Below are 15,867 nucleotides of genomic sequence, written 5' to 3' on the forward strand. Positions count from 1 at the left end.
ACACCCATCCTCACAGGACTGCGAGCCCCTTCCATCCCAAGGGGACCACGCTCAAAGTCGAAGACCCGAGAAAGGGCTCCGCCTTTGCTGAGCCTTGGGGTCAGCCAGACATGGCCTTCGGGTAACTTCACAGTGCCGGGCCCAACCGCGAAACGTCGCACCTAGTCGTTAGTACCACGGAAGCCGGAAACTAGGCCCGAACTGTCCCGAACTCCCACGGGAATAGGCGCAGTAGCGCATCCACAACCGGCCTCATGTATTCGGGATAATTGGGATCGTCATTGTAATCTATAAGTGCAGGCATAAGGTTGCTGAAGACATCGGTGCCATCAACTGGACTTCCTGCAAGGGCTGCCGAAATCTTCTCGATCGCCAGCTCAACACTTCGCTCGTCCGAAATCACGGAGCTCGACCATACTTGCGCAACTCCTTGGGTTGCCCCGCGTCGGAAAATCCGTACGAACGCACGCTCGAACTTGCGCAACAGGGCAGGGCGGTTGACCTGTTCGAGTATGAGCACTCCACTGAGAGCGAGTCTTACGCGTAGGTCGGCACCCGCATCCTCGATCAGCCGACCAAAACGCACCATGTCCCGAGAATGAGCCTCGGCAACAAAGAGATCGAACATCGCCGGATCCTGCTGATGGGCAGGAACGCGGCGCATATTCGTGGACTCTAGGTAAGCGACCACAACGAACGCGGCGATCAGCGACGCCCAGAGACTGTCAACGACTCCAGGTACGGACGGAGCGAGCCTCGTCAAATAGGACGCCGACGCGGGAATTGAAGCTAGTACCGCGACGACCAAGGCCACGGTGATCACAACAGCAGCTGCGGCTATTAGCAACCTTTTCTCCGCAAGCGTTAGCCACTTCTCGAAGAACCGCCTTCCTATCGTGGAGGCAAGATACACGAGTGCGGCCAGGAGGACTAAGGCAGCAGCGGGCCGCTCGGGCGTGTACCTCACCAGAACCGCCGCGTAAAGTGTCAGGATGAGCGCCGGCGGCAGTGCGCGAAATGCAATATATCTAGCGAACTTGGCGTTTCCGCGAGAAACGATATCCTGCACGGAAGCATAGGTCCATGGAACATAGGCGGCCGGCGAAGCGCCATTCTCGGCTGAACTCCGCTGGATGAGCTTGTACAGAAGCCTTATCAACCAGCCTACGAATATCGCAGACGTGATTCCCCAAGACAGGCCGAGAGCTTCCCCCATGTATAGATAGTACCGAGCGGATTCACCGAGTCAGCTCGCGGGCATGCTCAGCCCAGCCCCAGCCGCTCGATGGCCTCCTGGCGCATCTCGACCTTGCGGATCTTCCCGGAGACGGTCATGGGGAACGAGTCGCGGATGTCCACGTACCGCGGGATCTTGTAGTGCGCGAGCCTGCCGCGGCAGTATTCGGCCACATCCTCGGCGGTCAGGGCGGGGGCGCCGGGCTTGAGGATGATGCAGGCCATCAGCTCCTCGCCGTACTTCGGGTCCGGCACGCCGATCACCTGCACGTCCTGGATGGAGGGGTGCTGGTACAGGAACTCCTCGATCTCACGGGGGTATACGTTCTCGCCCCCGCGGATGACCATGTCCTTGATGCGGCCCTCGATGACCAGGTATCCGTCGGCGTCCATGCGGGCAAGGTCGCGGGTGTGCATCCAGCCGTCGGCGTCGATGGCCTCGGCGGTCTTGTCCGGCTGGTCCCAGTACCCGGCCATGACGGCGTAGCCGCGCGTGCAGAGCTCGCCGATAGCGCCGCGCTCCACGGTCGCACCCGTGGGGTCCACGATCTTCGACTCGAGGTTGGGCATCGTGCGTCCCACCGTCTCGGTGCGCTGGGCGAGGGTGTCCCCCTCGCGGGTCATGGTGGAGACGGGCGAGGTCTCGGTCATGCCGTAGCAGATGGCCACGTCCTCCATGTGCATGTCCGCGATCACGCGCTTCATGACCTCGACCGGGCACAGCGACCCGGCCATCACACCCGTTCGCAGGGTGTCGAGGCGGTATGAGGCGAAGTCTGGCAGCGCCAGCTCGGCGATGAACATGGTGGGCACCCCGTAGAGCGACGTGCCGCCGAAGTCCTGGACTGCCTGGAGGGCCGCCGCGGGGCTGAACCCCCGTCCGGGCAGGATCGTGGCACAGCCGTGCGAGAACGCGGCGAGGTTTCCGATCACCATCCCGAAGCAGTGGTAGAAAGGCACCGGGATGACCACGCGGTCCTCCTCGGTGTACCCGAGGAGCTCTCCGACCGCGTAGCCGTTGTTGAGGATGTTCCGGTGCGTCAGCGTCGCGCCCTTCGGGAAGCCCGTCGTGCCGGACGTGTACTGGATGTTGATCGCGTCGCCGGGAGCGAGCGTCGCGGCCCGCTCCTCGAGGGCCGACGCCGGGACCTCGCCCGCGCGGCCCACGAGCGCTTCCCATGTGGTCTCCCCGGGTGCCTCCGGCACGCCGGCCTCGAACGTCGCACCCCCGGTGGTGTGCGGGGCGGGGAGGAACACAAGCTCGCGCAGGTCGGGGCATTCCGCGAGCGCCTCGCGAGCCATGCGCACGTACTCGCTCGCGCGGTCGCTCGGGGCGACCACGAGCATCCGCATCCCGTTCTGCTTCACCACGAACTGCAGCTCGTGGCTGCGGTAGGCCGGGTTGACGTTGACGAGGATGGCTCCGATCGCCGCGGTCGCGTACTGGATGATGGTCCACTCGGCGCAGTTCGGGCTCCAGATGCCCACCCTGTCGCCCTGCTCGACGCCCGCGGCGAGGAGCCCGCGGGCGGCGGCATCGACGTCGTGCGCGAGCTCGGCGAAGGTCCAGCGCCGGACGGCGTCAGCACCGCCGTCGGCCGCGGCTTCGATGAGCGCGTCGCGGTCCGGGAAGCGCGCGGCAATCCGGGCGAAGTTGGTGCCGATGGTCTCCTCGAGCAGGGACGTCGTCGTCTCGCCTGCCGTGTGCGAAAGCGCAGCCTGGGTCATGGTTGAAAACTACCAAGCGGATAGGCTTTCGCCCATGAGTGATCCCGTGCGCCTTCAGGCAACCTTCATCCCCAACGAGGGCGAGTTCTTCCGCGTCAAGCTGGCCCTGGACATCGCCATCGAGGAGGTGCAGCGCGAGCCGGGCTGCCTCCGGTATGAGATCACGGACGAGTCCGAGGACCGGCTGGTCCTCTCGGAGCTCTGGGCATCGGAGGAGGACCTCGAGGCACACTCCAAGGGGGTGGCGGTGCAGGACCTCAACGAGTCGCTGAGCGCCCTCCTGGCGGAGCCGGTGAAGATCGAGCGGCTTTAGCCGGGCTGCTCGGACGCAGGGCCGAAACGCACGACGGCGCCGCCCCCAGCTGCTGGGGCGGCGCCGTCGTGCGTGGAGAGGATCAGTTGTGCTGGCCGTTGGCCTGCGCCTCGGCGACCTTCTTGTGCACGTCCTCCATGTCGAGGTCCTTCACCGCAGTGATGACCTGCTCGAGGGCGGACGCAGGGAGGGCGCCCGGCTGGGAGAAGACGAGGACCTTCTCGCGGAACGCCATGAGGGTCGGGATCGAGGTGATGTTGGCCTGGGCGGCGAGCATCTGCTCGGCCTCGGTGTCCACCTTGGCGAAGACCACGTCCGGGTGCTTCTCCGAAGCGGCCTCGTAGGTGGGGGCGAACTGGCGGCACGGGCCGCACCACGACGCCCAGAAGTCCACCAGGACGATGTCGTTCTTCTCGATAACCTCGGCGAAGTCCTCGCCGGTGACGTTCTTCGTTGCCATGCCGCGCTCCTTGCTCCTTTGTGCGGTCCCGTGTTCGGGTGGTCTGAGAGTCACAACGATACCCATAGGGGTTTCATTCCCAGAGGTTCTGACTACCCGCCTCCTGCCCGCTGGGCCGCGACTCAAACCGCCGCGGGCTCGTGCGCCTGGACGTATTTCCGTCCGGAGAGGGCGATGGCGATGGCGATCACGAGGGCCGCCGCGGAGGCGTAGAACGGCACGGGGGCGCCGTAGGTCTCGCCGAGCCACGTGGCAATGAAGGGCGCCAGGGCGCCGCCCATCCAGCGGACAAAGTTGTATCCGGCGCTGGCCACGGGGCGGGGTGCGTCTGAGATTCCCATCGCGAGCTCGGTGTAGACCGTGTTGTTGATGCCGAGCAGCGCGCCGGCCACCACCGTCAGGACCACCACTGCGGGGACGGCATGGGCGGCGGCGGAGACCGCCATGCCCGCCAGGACCACGGCCAGCCCGGCGAGGGTACCGGCAAGGACCTTGACGTCGCCGAAGCGCGACTGGAGCTGCGGGGCCACGAACACCGAGCACAGGGCGAGGGCCACACCCCATCCGAAGAACACGGCGCCGATGCCGTAGGCGCCCATGCCGAGGATGAACGGCACAAAGGCCAGCACCGTGTAGAAGCCGAAGTTGTAGAAGAAGGCGCTGCCGGCAACCGAGCGCAGCCCGGAGTGCCCGAGGGCCAGCAGGGGGTCACGGAAGCGCGTCCTCCGCGCGGCGGGACCGGTCTTCGGCAGGGTGGCGAGGATCGCGATGAAGGCGATGGCCATGAGCGTCGCCGTCCCGAAGAACGGCATGCGCCACTGCCAGCCCCCCAGCAGTGCTCCGGCGAGCGGGCCGAGCGAGAGGCCCAGGCCGAGGGCGGCCTCGTAGAGGATGATGGCGGTCGAGGTCCCGCCGGAGGCGACCCCCACGATCACGGCAAGGGCGGTCGCCACGAACAGCGAATTGCCGAGGCCCCAGCCGGCGCGCCAGCTGATGAGCTCCGCGACGCTCTGGCTCGTGCCGGAGAGGCTCGCGAAGACCACGATGAGGCCCAGGCCGATCAGCAGGGTCTTCTTCCCGCCGATCCTCGAGGACACCCAGCCGGTGACGAGCATCATCACGGCTGTGACGAGGAAGTAGCTCGTGAACAGCAGCGAGACCTGGCTCGGCGTGGCTTGCAGGTTCTGCGCAATCGCGGGCAGGATCGGGTCCACGAGGCCGATGCCCATGAAGGCGAACACGGAGGCGGCGGCCGTGGCCCAGACGGCCTTGGGTTGGCGGAAGAAGGAGGCCTTCTCCGCCTCGAGCGTCTCGTGCGCTCCGTGGGGCGGCGCGCTGCTCTGGGCGGGCGCGGACCCGTGCTGGGATTCGGACTGGACGCCGGTCTCGGCGGTCATGCGGTCAGCTCCTGATTCATCACGTACTGGTTGATCTTGTCCATCACGGGCAGCGCGGCGGCGAGTGCCGCGCGTTCACCGTCGTCGAGCGTCGCGAGGGCGGCTGCCATGCGCTCGGTGCGGCGCGTGTTCGCTCGCTGCGCTGCTAGGTCGCCCTCGGCGGTGCGGCGCACGACGACGGCCCTCGCGTCGCGCGGGTCGCTGCACCGCTCGAGGAAGCCCGCCTTCTCGAGCCGGGCCACCTGCTCGGTGGCGGTGGGCACGCGGACGCCGAGGTTCTTGGCGATGACGCCCATGCGCAGCCCCTCGCCGGCCACCATGTTCAGGACGCTCAGCTGGGCCGCGGACAGCTCGGAGAGCTCGTCGAGCCGGCGGGCCATGTAGGTGCCGTAGCGGATGGCATCCCTGAAGGCCTCGGCCAGCCCGGCAAGCTCCTCATTCATACTTAGGTAGCCTAATAGTTAGGTTACCTAAGGTCAAGCGAGCTCCGGCTCGACCGGTCCCCCGCTCCCCCGTAGCATGGCGCGCAAGGGCTGGCACCAGCCGATGAAGGGGGCCCGTGGCCACATTCCTGTTCGTGACGTGGGACGGCGGCGGCAACAAGGTTCCCGCCGTCGCCCTCGCCGAGGAGCTCGCGCTGCGGGGGCACACGGTCAGAGTGATCGGGGATGCCGCCCAGGCTGCCGACTTCCGCGCCCCCGGCCTGCGCTTCGCCTCCTTCTCCACCAGCCGGACCTTCCCCTCGGGGCCGACGCCTCTGTTCATGGTGCGGATCGCGTCCGACCCGACGATGCAGCGGGACGTGCTCGCGGACCTCACGGCCCACCCGGCCGACGTGGTCGTGGTGGACGTGGCACTGTTCGGGGTCATGGACGCGCTGCGGCGCGCGGGCCGCGAGTACGTGGTCCTCGAGCACACCCTCGACGGAGTGCTGCGCCGCGTGCTCCCCTCTCTCGACGCCGTGCTGCGCCTCCGGGGCCTGCGCGTAATGCGCTTGCTCAACGCCGGCCGGCCGGTCCTGGCGCCGACGATCCCGGAGCTCGACCGGGGCCATGGGGAGGTGGTGCACGTCGGGCCGATGGTCACCGCGGTTCCCGCCAGGCCCGCCGTGCCCACTGTGGTGCTCTCCCTGAGCACCGCCCGGTACCCGGCCCTGGTGCCGACCTGGCAGCGTGTGCTCGATGCGGTGGACGGCCTGCCCGCACGCGTGGTCGCGACGCTGGGCGGCCTCGCCGCAGGATCGCTGCGAGTGCCCTCCGGCGTCGAGGTGCACGGCTGGCGCCCGCACACCGAGCTCCTGCCGGAGGCCTCCGTGGTGGTCAGCCACGGCGGGCATGGCACCGCCGTGGCCGCGCTGGCCCACGGCGTGCCGCTCCTCGTGCTGCCCCTGGACTGGGCCACCGACCAGCGGTGGGTCGGCGCGGCAGTGCAGCGGGCCGGCGTCGGGCGGCGGATCTCGCGCAAGGCGAGTCCGGAGCGGATCCGCGCAGCCATCGAGGCACTCCTCACGGCCGGGCCGCACCGCGAGGCGGCCGCGCGTATGGGCGAGAGGGCCCGGGCCCTGGACGGTCGCGCCCGCGGCGCGGATGTCCTCGAGATGGTTGCGGGGCGCGCTCGGCGGGAATGAGCAGGGGGACAGCGACCGCACTGCCGAAGGAGCAACCATGCGCATCGCCATCGTGGGCGCAACAGGGAACGTGGGGACCGCGCTGCTGAGGAAGCTGGCCACCGAAGGTGGCCACGAGCTCGTCGGCATCGCACGGCGCGCGCCGGACCCGGGCGGCGCTCCCTACGAGAGGGCCACTTGGCACGCGGTGGACATCGGATCCCCCAACGGTGTGGCCGCGCTCCGGAGCGCGTTCGAGGGCTGCGATGCCGTGGTGCACCTCGCGTGGGTGATCCAGCCCAACCACCGGCAGGGCGAGCTGCACCGCATCAACGTTGAGGGCAGCTGGCAGGTGTTCGAGGCCGCCGCGGAGGCCGGGGTGAAGCACCTCGTCTACGCGTCCTCGGTGGGGGCGTACAGTCCGGGCCCGAAGGATGAGCGCGTGGACGAGTCCTGGCCCACGGGCGGGCTCCACACGTCGCACTACAGCCGGCAGAAGGCCGCGGTCGAGCGCATCCTCGATCGGTTCGAGTCAGAGCACCCGGACATCGCCGTGGCGCGGCTGCGGCCCGGCCTGATCTTCCAGTCCGGGCAGGCGTCCGAGGTGGGCCGGTACTTCCTGGGCCGGTTCATCCCCCAGGAGATCGCTCGGGCGCGCGTGCCGTTCCTCCCGATGCCCTCGAGCATGGTGTTCCAGGCGGTCCACGCCGAGGACGCGGCGGACGCCTACGCGAAGGTGCTCGCGGCCCGCGCCAAGGGCGCGTTCAACGTGGCGGCGGAGCCCGTCCTGAATCCCACCACGTTCCCGCCGGTGCTGGGGGCGAAGAAGTCCGTCCCCCTGCCGGGGGCCGCGCTGCGCGCCCTCGTCTGGCTCTCGTGGAAGCTGCGGATCCAGCGCACCGACCCGGGGTGGATCGACATGGCGCTTCAGGTGCCGATCATGGACACCCGCCGAGCCCGCGCGGAACTCGGCTGGGAGCCCCGGCGCTCGTCGCAGGAAGCGGTCACCGCCGTCCTCGGCGGCATGCAGGAGGCAGCCGGGGTCTCCGCCTCCGCTGCGCTGCGGCCCGGCGACCAGAAGGCCGATTCCTGAGGCATCCTCGCGGACTGGACCATCTCGCCAGCCTATTGCGCTCGGACATCCATCAACCCGGTCGCCGTCGGCCACGCGTGCCCGCCAGTAGGTGCGCGCAGTAGGGGCGCAAAATCATCCGCTCCGTCCGGCCCTGGTGTAGCTGGAGACAGCTACGGCTGGTTTCTGGCTGGGCTTGTCGCATCCGTAGATTCGGCCCGAAACCTCTCCTGCTCGACGATAACGCTGCGATAACGCGGCAGTAACTGCCTCTGTGGTGAATTGGTCCCGGGCCGGGTCGATGAAGCGGCCGGGCACCCCGGGGGTGGGACGGAGGACAAGGTCATGAGCGGTCGACGTCCTGGGCTGAACATTCGATCTTCCGCGCCGGGCCCTGAGGACCATTGGCATGCCGCGGCAGTCGGCCACTGCGTCAGGCCGAGAAGGCAGGACGGGCCAGCCCCATAGCTCTCACAGACTTGCCCATCCCTATGGCAGTGCTCGAAGTGGGCCGCCATGGGGCTCGAAGCTTGGGGTGGGGGACGTCTGCGCGGCCGGCAGCCGACCGCGTTCTCGCGCTCCGGAGGCGTCCGGTGTGTGGACCGGTCGTACGGCCTCCGCGGCATACCGGGCCTTGCCAGCCGAGCATCGGCTGCAAGGCCCACGGTCTAGTGAAACGGCCCGAATCCCGGGCCAACATGCAGCAGGAGTCACCATGTCCATGCAGATGCCGAAACCGGTCAGATCGATCAGGAAAGCGGCAGTCGCCCTCGCCTCTGTGGCGCTGTGCGCGGCCTTCGGCGTAGCGGTCGCCCCAGCAGCCTCCGCGGCGAACCCAGCACCCCCGTTCGGCCAGTGTCCGTCCATCGGGGCCAGTCCCTCCTGCGCGATCCTCATCGTGATAAACCCGGACGGCAGCCCCACGGTCCTCACCGACCCGTCGGTTGGGCCGTACGACAGCATTGAGGACACCCTGATCGGCGTGCAGAACAACTCCGGACAGACCATCACCGCAATGCCGATCTCTGGCACCGGAATCCCGTTCGGATTCGACGGCGATGGAATCTGCACGTACGCCAATTCCAATTGCGCCGGCAACACGCAGGACAGCACCGGCTACGGCGGCCCGCGGACCTACTTCACGGACTACTCCAGCCCCAACTCCGGGACGGTCAACTTCAACGTCGGCGGTCTGGCCGACGGCACATCGACGTACTTCTCGCTCGAAGGCGCAGTGAACGCTTCGAGCCTTGTGATCGACTCGCTGATCAAGGCAACGCCCGTCGCAGTCAACGCCGTCGAGGGAGCGCCGTTCAGCGGCACAGTCGCGACCGTCAAGGATGCCGACACGACGTCGACGCCCGGCGAGTACACCGCAACGATCGACTGGGGCGACTCCACGACGAGCTCTGGCACGCTCAGTGGCACCAGCGGCAACTTCACCGTCAGCGGAACACACACCTACACCGAAGAGGGCTCCTACACGGCGACCGTCACCGTGACGGACGCGGACAATGCCTCGAACACGGCAACCGTCCAGAGCGCCGTGACCATCTCTGATGCCGCATTGAGCGCAGCTGGGCTCACATTCAATTCCACGAACCCCGTCTCCCACACTCTCGCGACTTTCACCGACGCCGACCCGAATGGTGCTGTGGCTGACTACACCGCGACTGTGAGCTGGGGCGACGGCACCAGCTCGGCCGGAACGATCGGCACCTCGGGCTCGCAGTTCACTGTCAGTGGCACCCACACCTATGCGGCATTCGGCCCCTACACGGTCGCGGTCCATGTCTGCGATGTGGGAGGGTCCTGCGCTGACGCTACGACCCAGGTCCTCACGTTCGGCTACGCCACCGGCGGCTCCTTCGCGATCGGGACCGCCGCGAACACGGCCGGCACTGTGAACTGGTGGGGCCCGCAGTGGGCGCAGAACAACCTCGCCACCGCCCCGAGCGCCTTCAAGGGCTTCGAGACAAGCGCAGCCCCGCCCACCTGCGGGTCCACTTGGACCACCACGGGCGGCGCTAGCTCCAACCCGCCGGCCAGCGTCCCTACCTACATGGCCGTCGTCGTGACCGACAGCGTGACCCAGTCCGGCTCGACAATCACGGGGAACGTGGGCAAGGTCGTCATCGTCAAGACGGATCCCGGCTACGCCCCCGGTGTCGGGAACGCCGGAACCGGAACAGTCGTCGGAACGATCTGCGGCTGATCACCATCTGCACGCTGCGGCCGTCCCCCACCGGCCGCAGCGCCCCCTCCCGGAGGCCCGGCCGCACACTTTGGGCGTCGGCCGGGCCCAGGGCAACGGCGGGGTGCAGGGCCGCCCACGTGGTGAGCGCCGGGGGGTAACCGTCGGCCCAAGGACGCCGCACCCGAAGAAGTCCAATTTCGTCATGCACGGAGCCCCGTGCCCGTGAACTTGTAGGACGCGAAATGACCGCACAGAATCGAGCACTTGCGCGGAGTACGGATCGACCCTGGCGCAGTGCATCGCTGATACTGCTGACTGCTAGCGCACTGCTTTCTGGCTGCGGGGCAACATCGTCGCCCCCAGGGACGGACTCCGTTGTCTCCTCCTCGGCATCAAGCAGTGCAAGCCCGATGCTGCTGACGCCCAGCAAGGCGACCACCCCCAAACAGGACGCTTCCACGACGCCGGCAAGCCAGGGCCCCGCCCAGCCCCCGGCCCCAGCCCCAGCTGCTCCGCAGCAGCCGATGCCGGCAGCACCCGCTCCTGCGACGCCACAGCAACCAGTACCGGTGGCCCCCGCCCCCGCACCTCCGCTGCAGCCGGTGCCCGCACCACCCGCTCCCGGCGTTCGTACCGTGACGCCGGGGGCTTTCTGCTCCCCGGCCGGCGCGACGGGACAGACAACGACAGGCCTGCTCATGACATGCAAAACCTCACCAACCGACAGCAGACTCCGCTGGCGACGACAGTGAGCTGACCCGTTTGGCTGACCGGTCACAGGTGCTTGGCCTTGTCAAACCCGCGTACGCGAATGTCTTCAGACAGATCCTCATGCTGCTCCACCCGTGCTGGTCGGACCATTCGGCACCAAAGCAGTACCTGCCAAAAAGAAATACCCACTGTCCCCCCGTAGAGGTTCCAGCGGGCCCAAGTTTCCCGGAATCCCGGGGATCTGTGGCAGATGAGGTGTGTGACGTCAGGACATCGTTGACACCAGACCCTGAAGAAATGGCTCACCGGCCAGCCCGAGGCCCACACGATCGCGGACCTGAACGACCAGCTGGCCAAGTTCCGCCACATCTACAACCACGAACGCCCCCACCGCGCCCTGAACCGCCAGACCCCGGCCCAGGCCTACGAGGCGACCCCCAAGGCCGCCCCCGCGATCGCCGCCCAGGGGCAACACTTCCGCGTGCGCACCGACCGCGTCGACGCCGACGGCAAGACCACCCTCCGCCACGCCGGACGCCTCAAACACCTCGGGATCGGCCGCACCCACAAGCACAAGAGGATCATCCTGCTCGTCCACGACGCCGAAGTCACCGCCCTCGAGCACGGCACCGGGGAGATCCTCGCCGAATCCCACATCGACCCCACCAAGGGCTACCAACCCAAAAAACAGAACACCCCCGGTCCCAAGACCGGGGGCGTCAACGATGTCTCGCCACATCCGTAAAGGATGTCCCGCTACATCACAACTGTGGCAGATGAGGGATTCGAACCCCCGTAGGCAATGCCAGCTGATTTACAGTCAGCCCCCTTTGGCCGCTCGGGTAATCTGCCGAACGCCACGCCGCGGCACTGGCCAAGCCATGTTCCGCGGTGCGAGCAAGACAACCTTACAGAACATTCGCCCACGCGTCGAATCGGCGTGGAGACGAGATGGAGACGGCCCAATCCGAGCCGGATAAGCGCGGAATCATGCGGTCTGAGCGGGGGGTGCGGCGGCGCCGTCGTCCGCCTGCGCCGCCTCCTCCGACGCGATTGCGCGGGCAATCTGCGCCTCGAGGAACTTCGCCTGCTCGTCGGTGATCTGCCGCAGCGCCACCGCGCGGGCCAGGTCCTCGTGCACGCCGACCAGGCGTGCGCTTGCCGAGGGCGCCGGGGACATCACGATCCCGGTGGCGAGAGTCGCGGCAACGACCACGCCGCCAGCTGCCGCAACTGCCCGTCCTGCAATGGTCCTCATGGACGGGGCGTCCTTGCCTTCGGTGCCCTCAGAGCCTGTCTTCGTCGCCACTGGTTCCTCCCTCTACCGGCGGTTCACCAGTACCAACGCTTCCACCCCCACGTGCGATCCGACTGGGCTTCGGCTGTGAGTGAACTGTGGCAAACGGCGTCCCGTCAGCAGGGAAGTACCCGGCCTGAGAATCGCCCAACCAGCTAGGCTGGGGGCAGCATCGGCCCCAACGATTCCCCGGAGGTTCCCATGGCAGATTCGACGTTCGACGTTGTCAGCAAGGTGGACAAGCAGGAGGTCGCCAACGCACTCAACCAGGCGCAGAAGGAGATCGCCCAGCGCTACGACTTCAAGGGCGTGGGCGCGGAGATCGACTTCTCCGGCGAGACGATCCTCATGAAGGCCAACGCAGAGGAGCGCGTCAAGGCAGTTCTGGACGTCTTCGAGTCCAAGCTCATCAAGCGCGGCATCTCGCTGAAGTCCCTCGAGGCCGGCGAGCCGTTCGCCTCCGGCAAAGAGTACCGCATCGAGGCCTCCATCAAGGAGGGCATCTCGCAGGAGCACGCCAAGAAGATCTCCAAGCTCATCCGCGACGAGGCGCCCAAGAGCGTCAAGGCGCAGATCCAAGGCGACGAGCTGCGCGTCTCCTCCAAGTCCCGCGATGACCTCCAGTCCACCATCGCCCTGCTGAAGGGGTACGAGGACGTGGACCTGCAGTTCGTGAACTTCCGCTGACACCCCGCTGATGCACGACGACGGCCGCTCGCCCCTGCTCGGGTGGGCGGCCGTCGCTGTGCTCGGCACAGGACGGCGGCCTACTCCTCGGCGAGGGCGCTGATCGCCGCCACGATGGCCTCGACCTCGGCTTCGGGGAGGCTGGTCCGGTCGGCGAGCTCCCGGACGAGGCCGCGCTCGTCCGCATCCGGCACCTCGGCCAGCGCCGGACGCCTTGCGGGCCGCCCCGGCACCGCCTCGGCAAGGTCCCTGACCCCGTCAGGGACCGGCTGGCCCAGCTCCTCCAGGAGCTTCATCTGGAGTCGGGCCGCCCTGATGTTGGACGCCTGGATCGACAAGCCTCGCACCTCCCCTCGCAGGCTCGAAGGATGCTTCGGCCAGCGCTGCCTCATTGTAGGCGGCGAGCACGCGCACGAGCAGGGCCTTGTCCTCGTCCTGGGCCCACTTCGACTCGGTGAGGCCCTCGAGGATCACGAGGGCAACGTTCCGGCCGGCCTCGTCGGAGCCATAGAGCCTGTCAATCGTGTCGTTGACCCGCTCCCACCAGTCCCGCCGCGCATCGGTCGCCGTCTCACGCGCGTCCACACGCGCCGCGATCTCCTCGGCCTGGCGGCCAGAGGCCTTCGCCAGATCGGCAGCCTGATCGCGCACCTTCCTGCCCTGCACGAGGGTCACGCCGGCATTGACGGCCACGCCGAGCAATGCAAGGACCGCCACCAGGACGGGGATGAAGCTCGGGTTCATCTGCCACCTCCTGGCTCGCGCTCGCAGTGCTCGGCCACGGCCAGTCTACGAGCGAAGCGCTCCTCCGCTACGGCGTCGGGTCCTCCGCGTCGTAGCGGGCGAATTTAGGCTGGGCGGCGTGCAGCACCCACACGAGCGCGATGCACACGAGCGCGCCGACCACAATGGCGGTGCCCTCACCGAGCCACGAGGCCATCCCCCCGGAGAAGACGTCCCCGAGCCGGGGGCCGCCGCCCACCACCACGGTGAAGACGCCCTGCAGCCGGCCGCGCATCGAGTCCGGTGTGGCGGCCTGCAGGATCGTGGACCGCAGTGCCGCGCTCACCGAGTCCGCGGCGCCGGCGGCGACCATGCACAGGATCGCCGGCACGATCCACCACGTGGGGCCGCTCGGGGAGGTGCGACCGGCCGCGAGCACCACGATCCCGAACGCGAGGATGCTCGCCCCCCACGCGACCACGGCCCATTGGACCCCTCGCCCCTGCCATCGCAGGCGCGCGACGGGACCCGAGAACAGGCCACCGAGGAACGTGCCCGCCGCGATACCGGCGAGCAGGGCGCCGGCGGTCGCGGCTCCGCCGCCGAGCACGAGCACCGCCACGGCGGGCAGGACTGCCCGGGGCATGGCGAAGACCATGGCGCACATGTCGATGAGGAACGTCATGCGGATGTTCGGCCGCGTGCCAAGGAACTCGAATCCCTCGGCCACCGAACGGATCCCCGCCCTGCGGATGGCGCCCTCCGGGGGGAGGGCGGGAAGACGGAAGAGGGCCCACATGGCAACGGTGAAGCTGAGCACGTCGAACGTGTAGGTCCAGCCGTACCCCACGCTGGCCACGAGCGCGCCGGCGAGCAGCGGTCCGGCCGCACCGCCGAGCCCGAACGTGATCATGTTCAGCGCGTTGGCCGCGGCCAGCTTCTCGGGGCGGATGAGCCTGGGGATGATGGCACTGCGCGCCGGCATGTTGATCCCCGTGCCGAGCGCCTGGATTCCCACGAGCACATAGATGAGCAGGACGTTCTCGAGCCGCAGCCAGGCCTGCAGCGCGATGAGGGCGCTGGTGCCCCACAGCACCCACGAAGAGGCGATGGCCACCTTCCGGCGGTCGTGCGCATCCACGATCGCACCGCCGTAGAGGCCCGCGAACACGAACGGGACGAGCGCCACGAGGCCGAGCAGGCCCACGTGGAAGCTCGAGCGGGTGAGGTCGTAGACCTGCAGGCTCACCGCCGTGACGGTCAGCTGCGACCCGAGGATGCTCAACAGCTGCCCGATCCACAGCCGCCGGAACTCGAGGCTCTCGGTCAGCGGGGACGTGTCGGCCAGATAGTTGCGCACCGCAATAGCCTAGTGGCGCCTCAGCGCACCGGTTCGGCGCACGACGGCGGCCGGTCACCGCCGTCGTGCAGCCTGCTCCCCCCAGTTCAGCCGAGGCGGCGCACGACCTGCTCGGGGGTGTAGTAGCTGTGGCTGTGCTCCACCTCGTGGACGAGCTGGACGATCGCCTCGTTGACGGGGGCCGAGAGGCCGACGGCCTTGGCCCTGGCGACGACAGCGCCGTTGAGGTAGTCGATCTCGGTGGGCTGGCCGCGTTCGATGCTCTGGAGTGTCGATCCCAGCACCGGCTGGTGGCCGAGCCGCCGGCCGAGCATGCGCAGCACGAGGGAGCCGACGGGACGCGGGGCAGAGCCGAGGAGGCCGAGGAGCCACGGCGGCATGCCGTTGAGCTCCCCGAACTCAATGCCCTGGGCCTTCCCGACCGCGACGGCCTCGTGGATGCTCTTCAGGACGATGCGCCGCAGGCGGGGATCGGCCAGCGTGGCCTGCACGCTGAGGCCCGTGATGGCCGGCATGGCGTTGATCTGGTTGACCACGAGCTTGCTCCACTCGTGCCCCACGAAGTTCCCCACAGCCTCGGTGGGCAGCCCCTCCCCCAGGAGCCGCGCGGCGTCGACGGCGTCCTGGGTCGGCGCGCTGGATCCCGTGCCGAGGTAGAGCGGCCCGGGAACCAGGACGCGCACCGCGCCCGGGGCCGGGCAGTCGGCGCTGAAGAAGGCGATCGCGCCCATGGTGGGACCGCCGGTGTGCAGTTGGGCCGCACGCTGCGCGCCGTCGAGTCCGTTCTGGACCACCACGAGCGGCACGCCCTCCAACAGGCTCTCGTGGACGCGCAGGCTCTCCTCCTCGTCCTGCGCCTTGACGCACAGGAGGGCGAGGTCGGGCGGCGCGGTGAGCCGGTTCCCGACGGGGATCTGGGCGAAATGGCTGCCCCATGCGCCCGAGAGGCGGAGACCGCCGTTCTGGATCGCGGCAAGCCGCGCTCCCCGGGCGGTCGCCTCGACGGTATGGCCCGCCCGTTCCATCAAGGCGGCGATGGTTCCGCCGATGGCCCCTGCTCCGATGATGCCGATGCGCATC

General features: G+C 68.3%; 16 protein-coding genes and 1 tRNA gene. 6 read left to right on the plus strand and 11 right to left on the minus strand.

Features of this window, described 5'->3' with window-relative positions; translation table 11 throughout:
• Window positions 1-190 precede the first annotated feature (190 nt).
• Window positions 191-1,216: a hypothetical protein gene (locus IE231_RS14625; protein WP_189694728.1), complete on the minus strand. Its 1,026-nt coding sequence runs from the start codon at window positions 1,214-1,216 to the stop codon at window positions 191-193.
• A 47-nt stretch (window positions 1,217-1,263) separates the two neighbouring features.
• Entirely contained in the window at window positions 1,264-2,964 is a 1,701-nt protein-coding gene (locus tag IE231_RS14630; protein ID WP_189694729.1) for an AMP-binding protein, read from the minus strand.
• Between the two features lie 34 nt (window positions 2,965-2,998).
• Between IE231_RS14630 and IE231_RS14635 the strand changes: the two genes are divergently transcribed.
• Complete coding sequence (locus IE231_RS14635) at window positions 2,999-3,277, plus strand: putative quinol monooxygenase (protein ID WP_189694730.1); 279 nt, start codon at window positions 2,999-3,001, stop codon at window positions 3,275-3,277.
• 82 nt (window positions 3,278-3,359) lie between these two features.
• Here the strand turns inward: IE231_RS14635 and trxA are convergent, their stop codons facing one another.
• The 3 genes from trxA to IE231_RS14650 all read right to left on the minus strand — a co-directional run bounded on the left by trxA (window position 3,360) and on the right by IE231_RS14650 (window position 5,577).
• On the minus strand, window positions 3,360-3,737 hold the full coding sequence (gene trxA, locus IE231_RS14640) for a thioredoxin (RefSeq protein ID WP_189694731.1): 378 nt from the start codon (window positions 3,735-3,737) through the stop codon (window positions 3,360-3,362).
• A 122-nt stretch (window positions 3,738-3,859) separates the two neighbouring features.
• Window positions 3,860-5,134, minus strand: a complete 1,275-nt coding sequence (locus tag IE231_RS14645) for an MFS transporter (protein ID WP_189694732.1) — start codon at window positions 5,132-5,134, stop codon at window positions 3,860-3,862.
• Window positions 5,131-5,577, minus strand: a complete 447-nt coding sequence (locus tag IE231_RS14650; RefSeq protein ID WP_189694733.1) for a MarR family winged helix-turn-helix transcriptional regulator — start codon at window positions 5,575-5,577, stop codon at window positions 5,131-5,133. Before IE231_RS14650 ends, IE231_RS14645 begins: the two co-directional genes overlap by 4 nt.
• A 116-nt stretch (window positions 5,578-5,693) precedes the next feature.
• Here IE231_RS14650 and IE231_RS14655 point away from each other — a divergent pair, with 116 nt between their 5' ends.
• From IE231_RS14655 to IE231_RS18635, 4 genes are all read left to right on the plus strand, one after another.
• Window positions 5,694-6,761, plus strand: a complete 1,068-nt coding sequence (locus IE231_RS14655; RefSeq protein WP_189694734.1) for a glycosyltransferase — start codon at window positions 5,694-5,696, stop codon at window positions 6,759-6,761.
• Window positions 6,762-6,798: 37 nt separating this feature from the next.
• Complete coding sequence (locus IE231_RS14660; protein WP_189694735.1) at window positions 6,799-7,833, plus strand: NAD-dependent epimerase/dehydratase family protein; 1,035 nt, start codon at window positions 6,799-6,801, stop codon at window positions 7,831-7,833.
• Between the two features lie 694 nt (window positions 7,834-8,527).
• Complete coding sequence (locus IE231_RS14665; RefSeq protein WP_189694736.1) at window positions 8,528-10,027, plus strand: hypothetical protein; 1,500 nt, start codon at window positions 8,528-8,530, stop codon at window positions 10,025-10,027.
• 982 nt (window positions 10,028-11,009) lie between these two features.
• On the plus strand, window positions 11,010-11,465 hold the full coding sequence (locus tag IE231_RS18635) for an integrase core domain-containing protein (protein WP_189694816.1): 456 nt from the start codon (window positions 11,010-11,012) through the stop codon (window positions 11,463-11,465).
• 25 nt (window positions 11,466-11,490) lie between these two features.
• Here the strand turns inward: IE231_RS18635 and IE231_RS14675 are convergent.
• Window positions 11,491-11,572: transfer RNA gene (locus tag IE231_RS14675), tRNA-Tyr, on the minus strand.
• A gap of 136 nt (window positions 11,573-11,708) precedes the next feature.
• Complete coding sequence (locus tag IE231_RS14680; protein ID WP_189694737.1) at window positions 11,709-12,029, minus strand: hypothetical protein; 321 nt, start codon at window positions 12,027-12,029, stop codon at window positions 11,709-11,711.
• A gap of 189 nt (window positions 12,030-12,218) precedes the next feature.
• Here IE231_RS14680 and IE231_RS14685 point away from each other — a divergent pair, with 189 nt between their 5' ends.
• Window positions 12,219-12,704, plus strand: a complete 486-nt coding sequence (locus IE231_RS14685) for a YajQ family cyclic di-GMP-binding protein (protein WP_189694738.1) — start codon at window positions 12,219-12,221, stop codon at window positions 12,702-12,704.
• Window positions 12,705-12,784: 80 nt separating this feature from the next.
• Here IE231_RS14685 and IE231_RS14690 read toward each other — a convergent pair whose 3' ends face one another.
• The 4 genes from IE231_RS14690 to IE231_RS14705 form a co-directional block, all read right to left on the minus strand.
• Complete coding sequence (locus IE231_RS14690; RefSeq protein ID WP_189694739.1) at window positions 12,785-13,000, minus strand: hypothetical protein; 216 nt, start codon at window positions 12,998-13,000, stop codon at window positions 12,785-12,787.
• Window positions 12,963-13,448: a hypothetical protein gene (locus IE231_RS14695; protein WP_189694740.1), complete on the minus strand. Its 486-nt coding sequence runs from the start codon at window positions 13,446-13,448 to the stop codon at window positions 12,963-12,965. The genes IE231_RS14690 and IE231_RS14695 overlap by 38 nt, the downstream gene beginning before the upstream one ends.
• 67 nt (window positions 13,449-13,515) lie before the next feature.
• A complete protein-coding gene (locus IE231_RS14700; protein WP_189694741.1) occupies window positions 13,516-14,787 on the minus strand; it encodes an MFS transporter in 1,272 nt (423 codons plus the stop codon).
• A gap of 86 nt (window positions 14,788-14,873) precedes the next feature.
• Window positions 14,874-15,866 (minus strand): ketopantoate reductase family protein, encoded by a 993-nt coding sequence (locus IE231_RS14705; protein WP_189694742.1) that lies wholly within the window; start codon window positions 15,864-15,866, stop codon window positions 14,874-14,876.
• Window position 15,867 lies beyond the last annotated feature (1 nt).

It is taken from the genome of Sinomonas cellulolyticus (assembly GCF_014656475.1).
GTDB lineage: Bacteria > Actinomycetota > Actinomycetes > Actinomycetales > Micrococcaceae > Sinomonas > Sinomonas cellulolyticus.

Coding starts and splice junctions, on each gene's coding strand:
- IE231_RS14635 (WP_189694730.1), top strand. CDS start 2,999: ATGAGTGATCCCGTGCGCCTTCAGGCAACCTTCATCCCCAACGAGGGC.
- IE231_RS14690 (WP_189694739.1), bottom strand. CDS start 13,000: ATGAAGCTCCTGGAGGAGCTGGGCCAGCCGGTCCCTGACGGGGTCAGG.
- IE231_RS14705 (WP_189694742.1), bottom strand. CDS start 15,866: ATGCGCATCGGCATCATCGGAGCAGGGGCCATCGGCGGAACCATCGCC.
- IE231_RS14660 (WP_189694735.1), top strand. CDS start 6,799: ATGCGCATCGCCATCGTGGGCGCAACAGGGAACGTGGGGACCGCGCTG.
- IE231_RS14625 (WP_189694728.1), bottom strand. CDS start 1,216: ATGGGGGAAGCTCTCGGCCTGTCTTGGGGAATCACGTCTGCGATATTC.
- IE231_RS14630 (WP_189694729.1), bottom strand. CDS start 2,964: ATGACCCAGGCTGCGCTTTCGCACACGGCAGGCGAGACGACGACGTCC.
- IE231_RS14685 (WP_189694738.1), top strand. CDS start 12,219: ATGGCAGATTCGACGTTCGACGTTGTCAGCAAGGTGGACAAGCAGGAG.
- IE231_RS14695 (WP_189694740.1), bottom strand. CDS start 13,448: ATGAACCCGAGCTTCATCCCCGTCCTGGTGGCGGTCCTTGCATTGCTC.
- IE231_RS14645 (WP_189694732.1), bottom strand. CDS start 5,134: ATGACCGCCGAGACCGGCGTCCAGTCCGAATCCCAGCACGGGTCCGCG.
- IE231_RS14665 (WP_189694736.1), top strand. CDS start 8,528: ATGTCCATGCAGATGCCGAAACCGGTCAGATCGATCAGGAAAGCGGCA.
- IE231_RS14650 (WP_189694733.1), bottom strand. CDS start 5,577: ATGAATGAGGAGCTTGCCGGGCTGGCCGAGGCCTTCAGGGATGCCATC.
- trxA (WP_189694731.1), bottom strand. CDS start 3,737: ATGGCAACGAAGAACGTCACCGGCGAGGACTTCGCCGAGGTTATCGAG.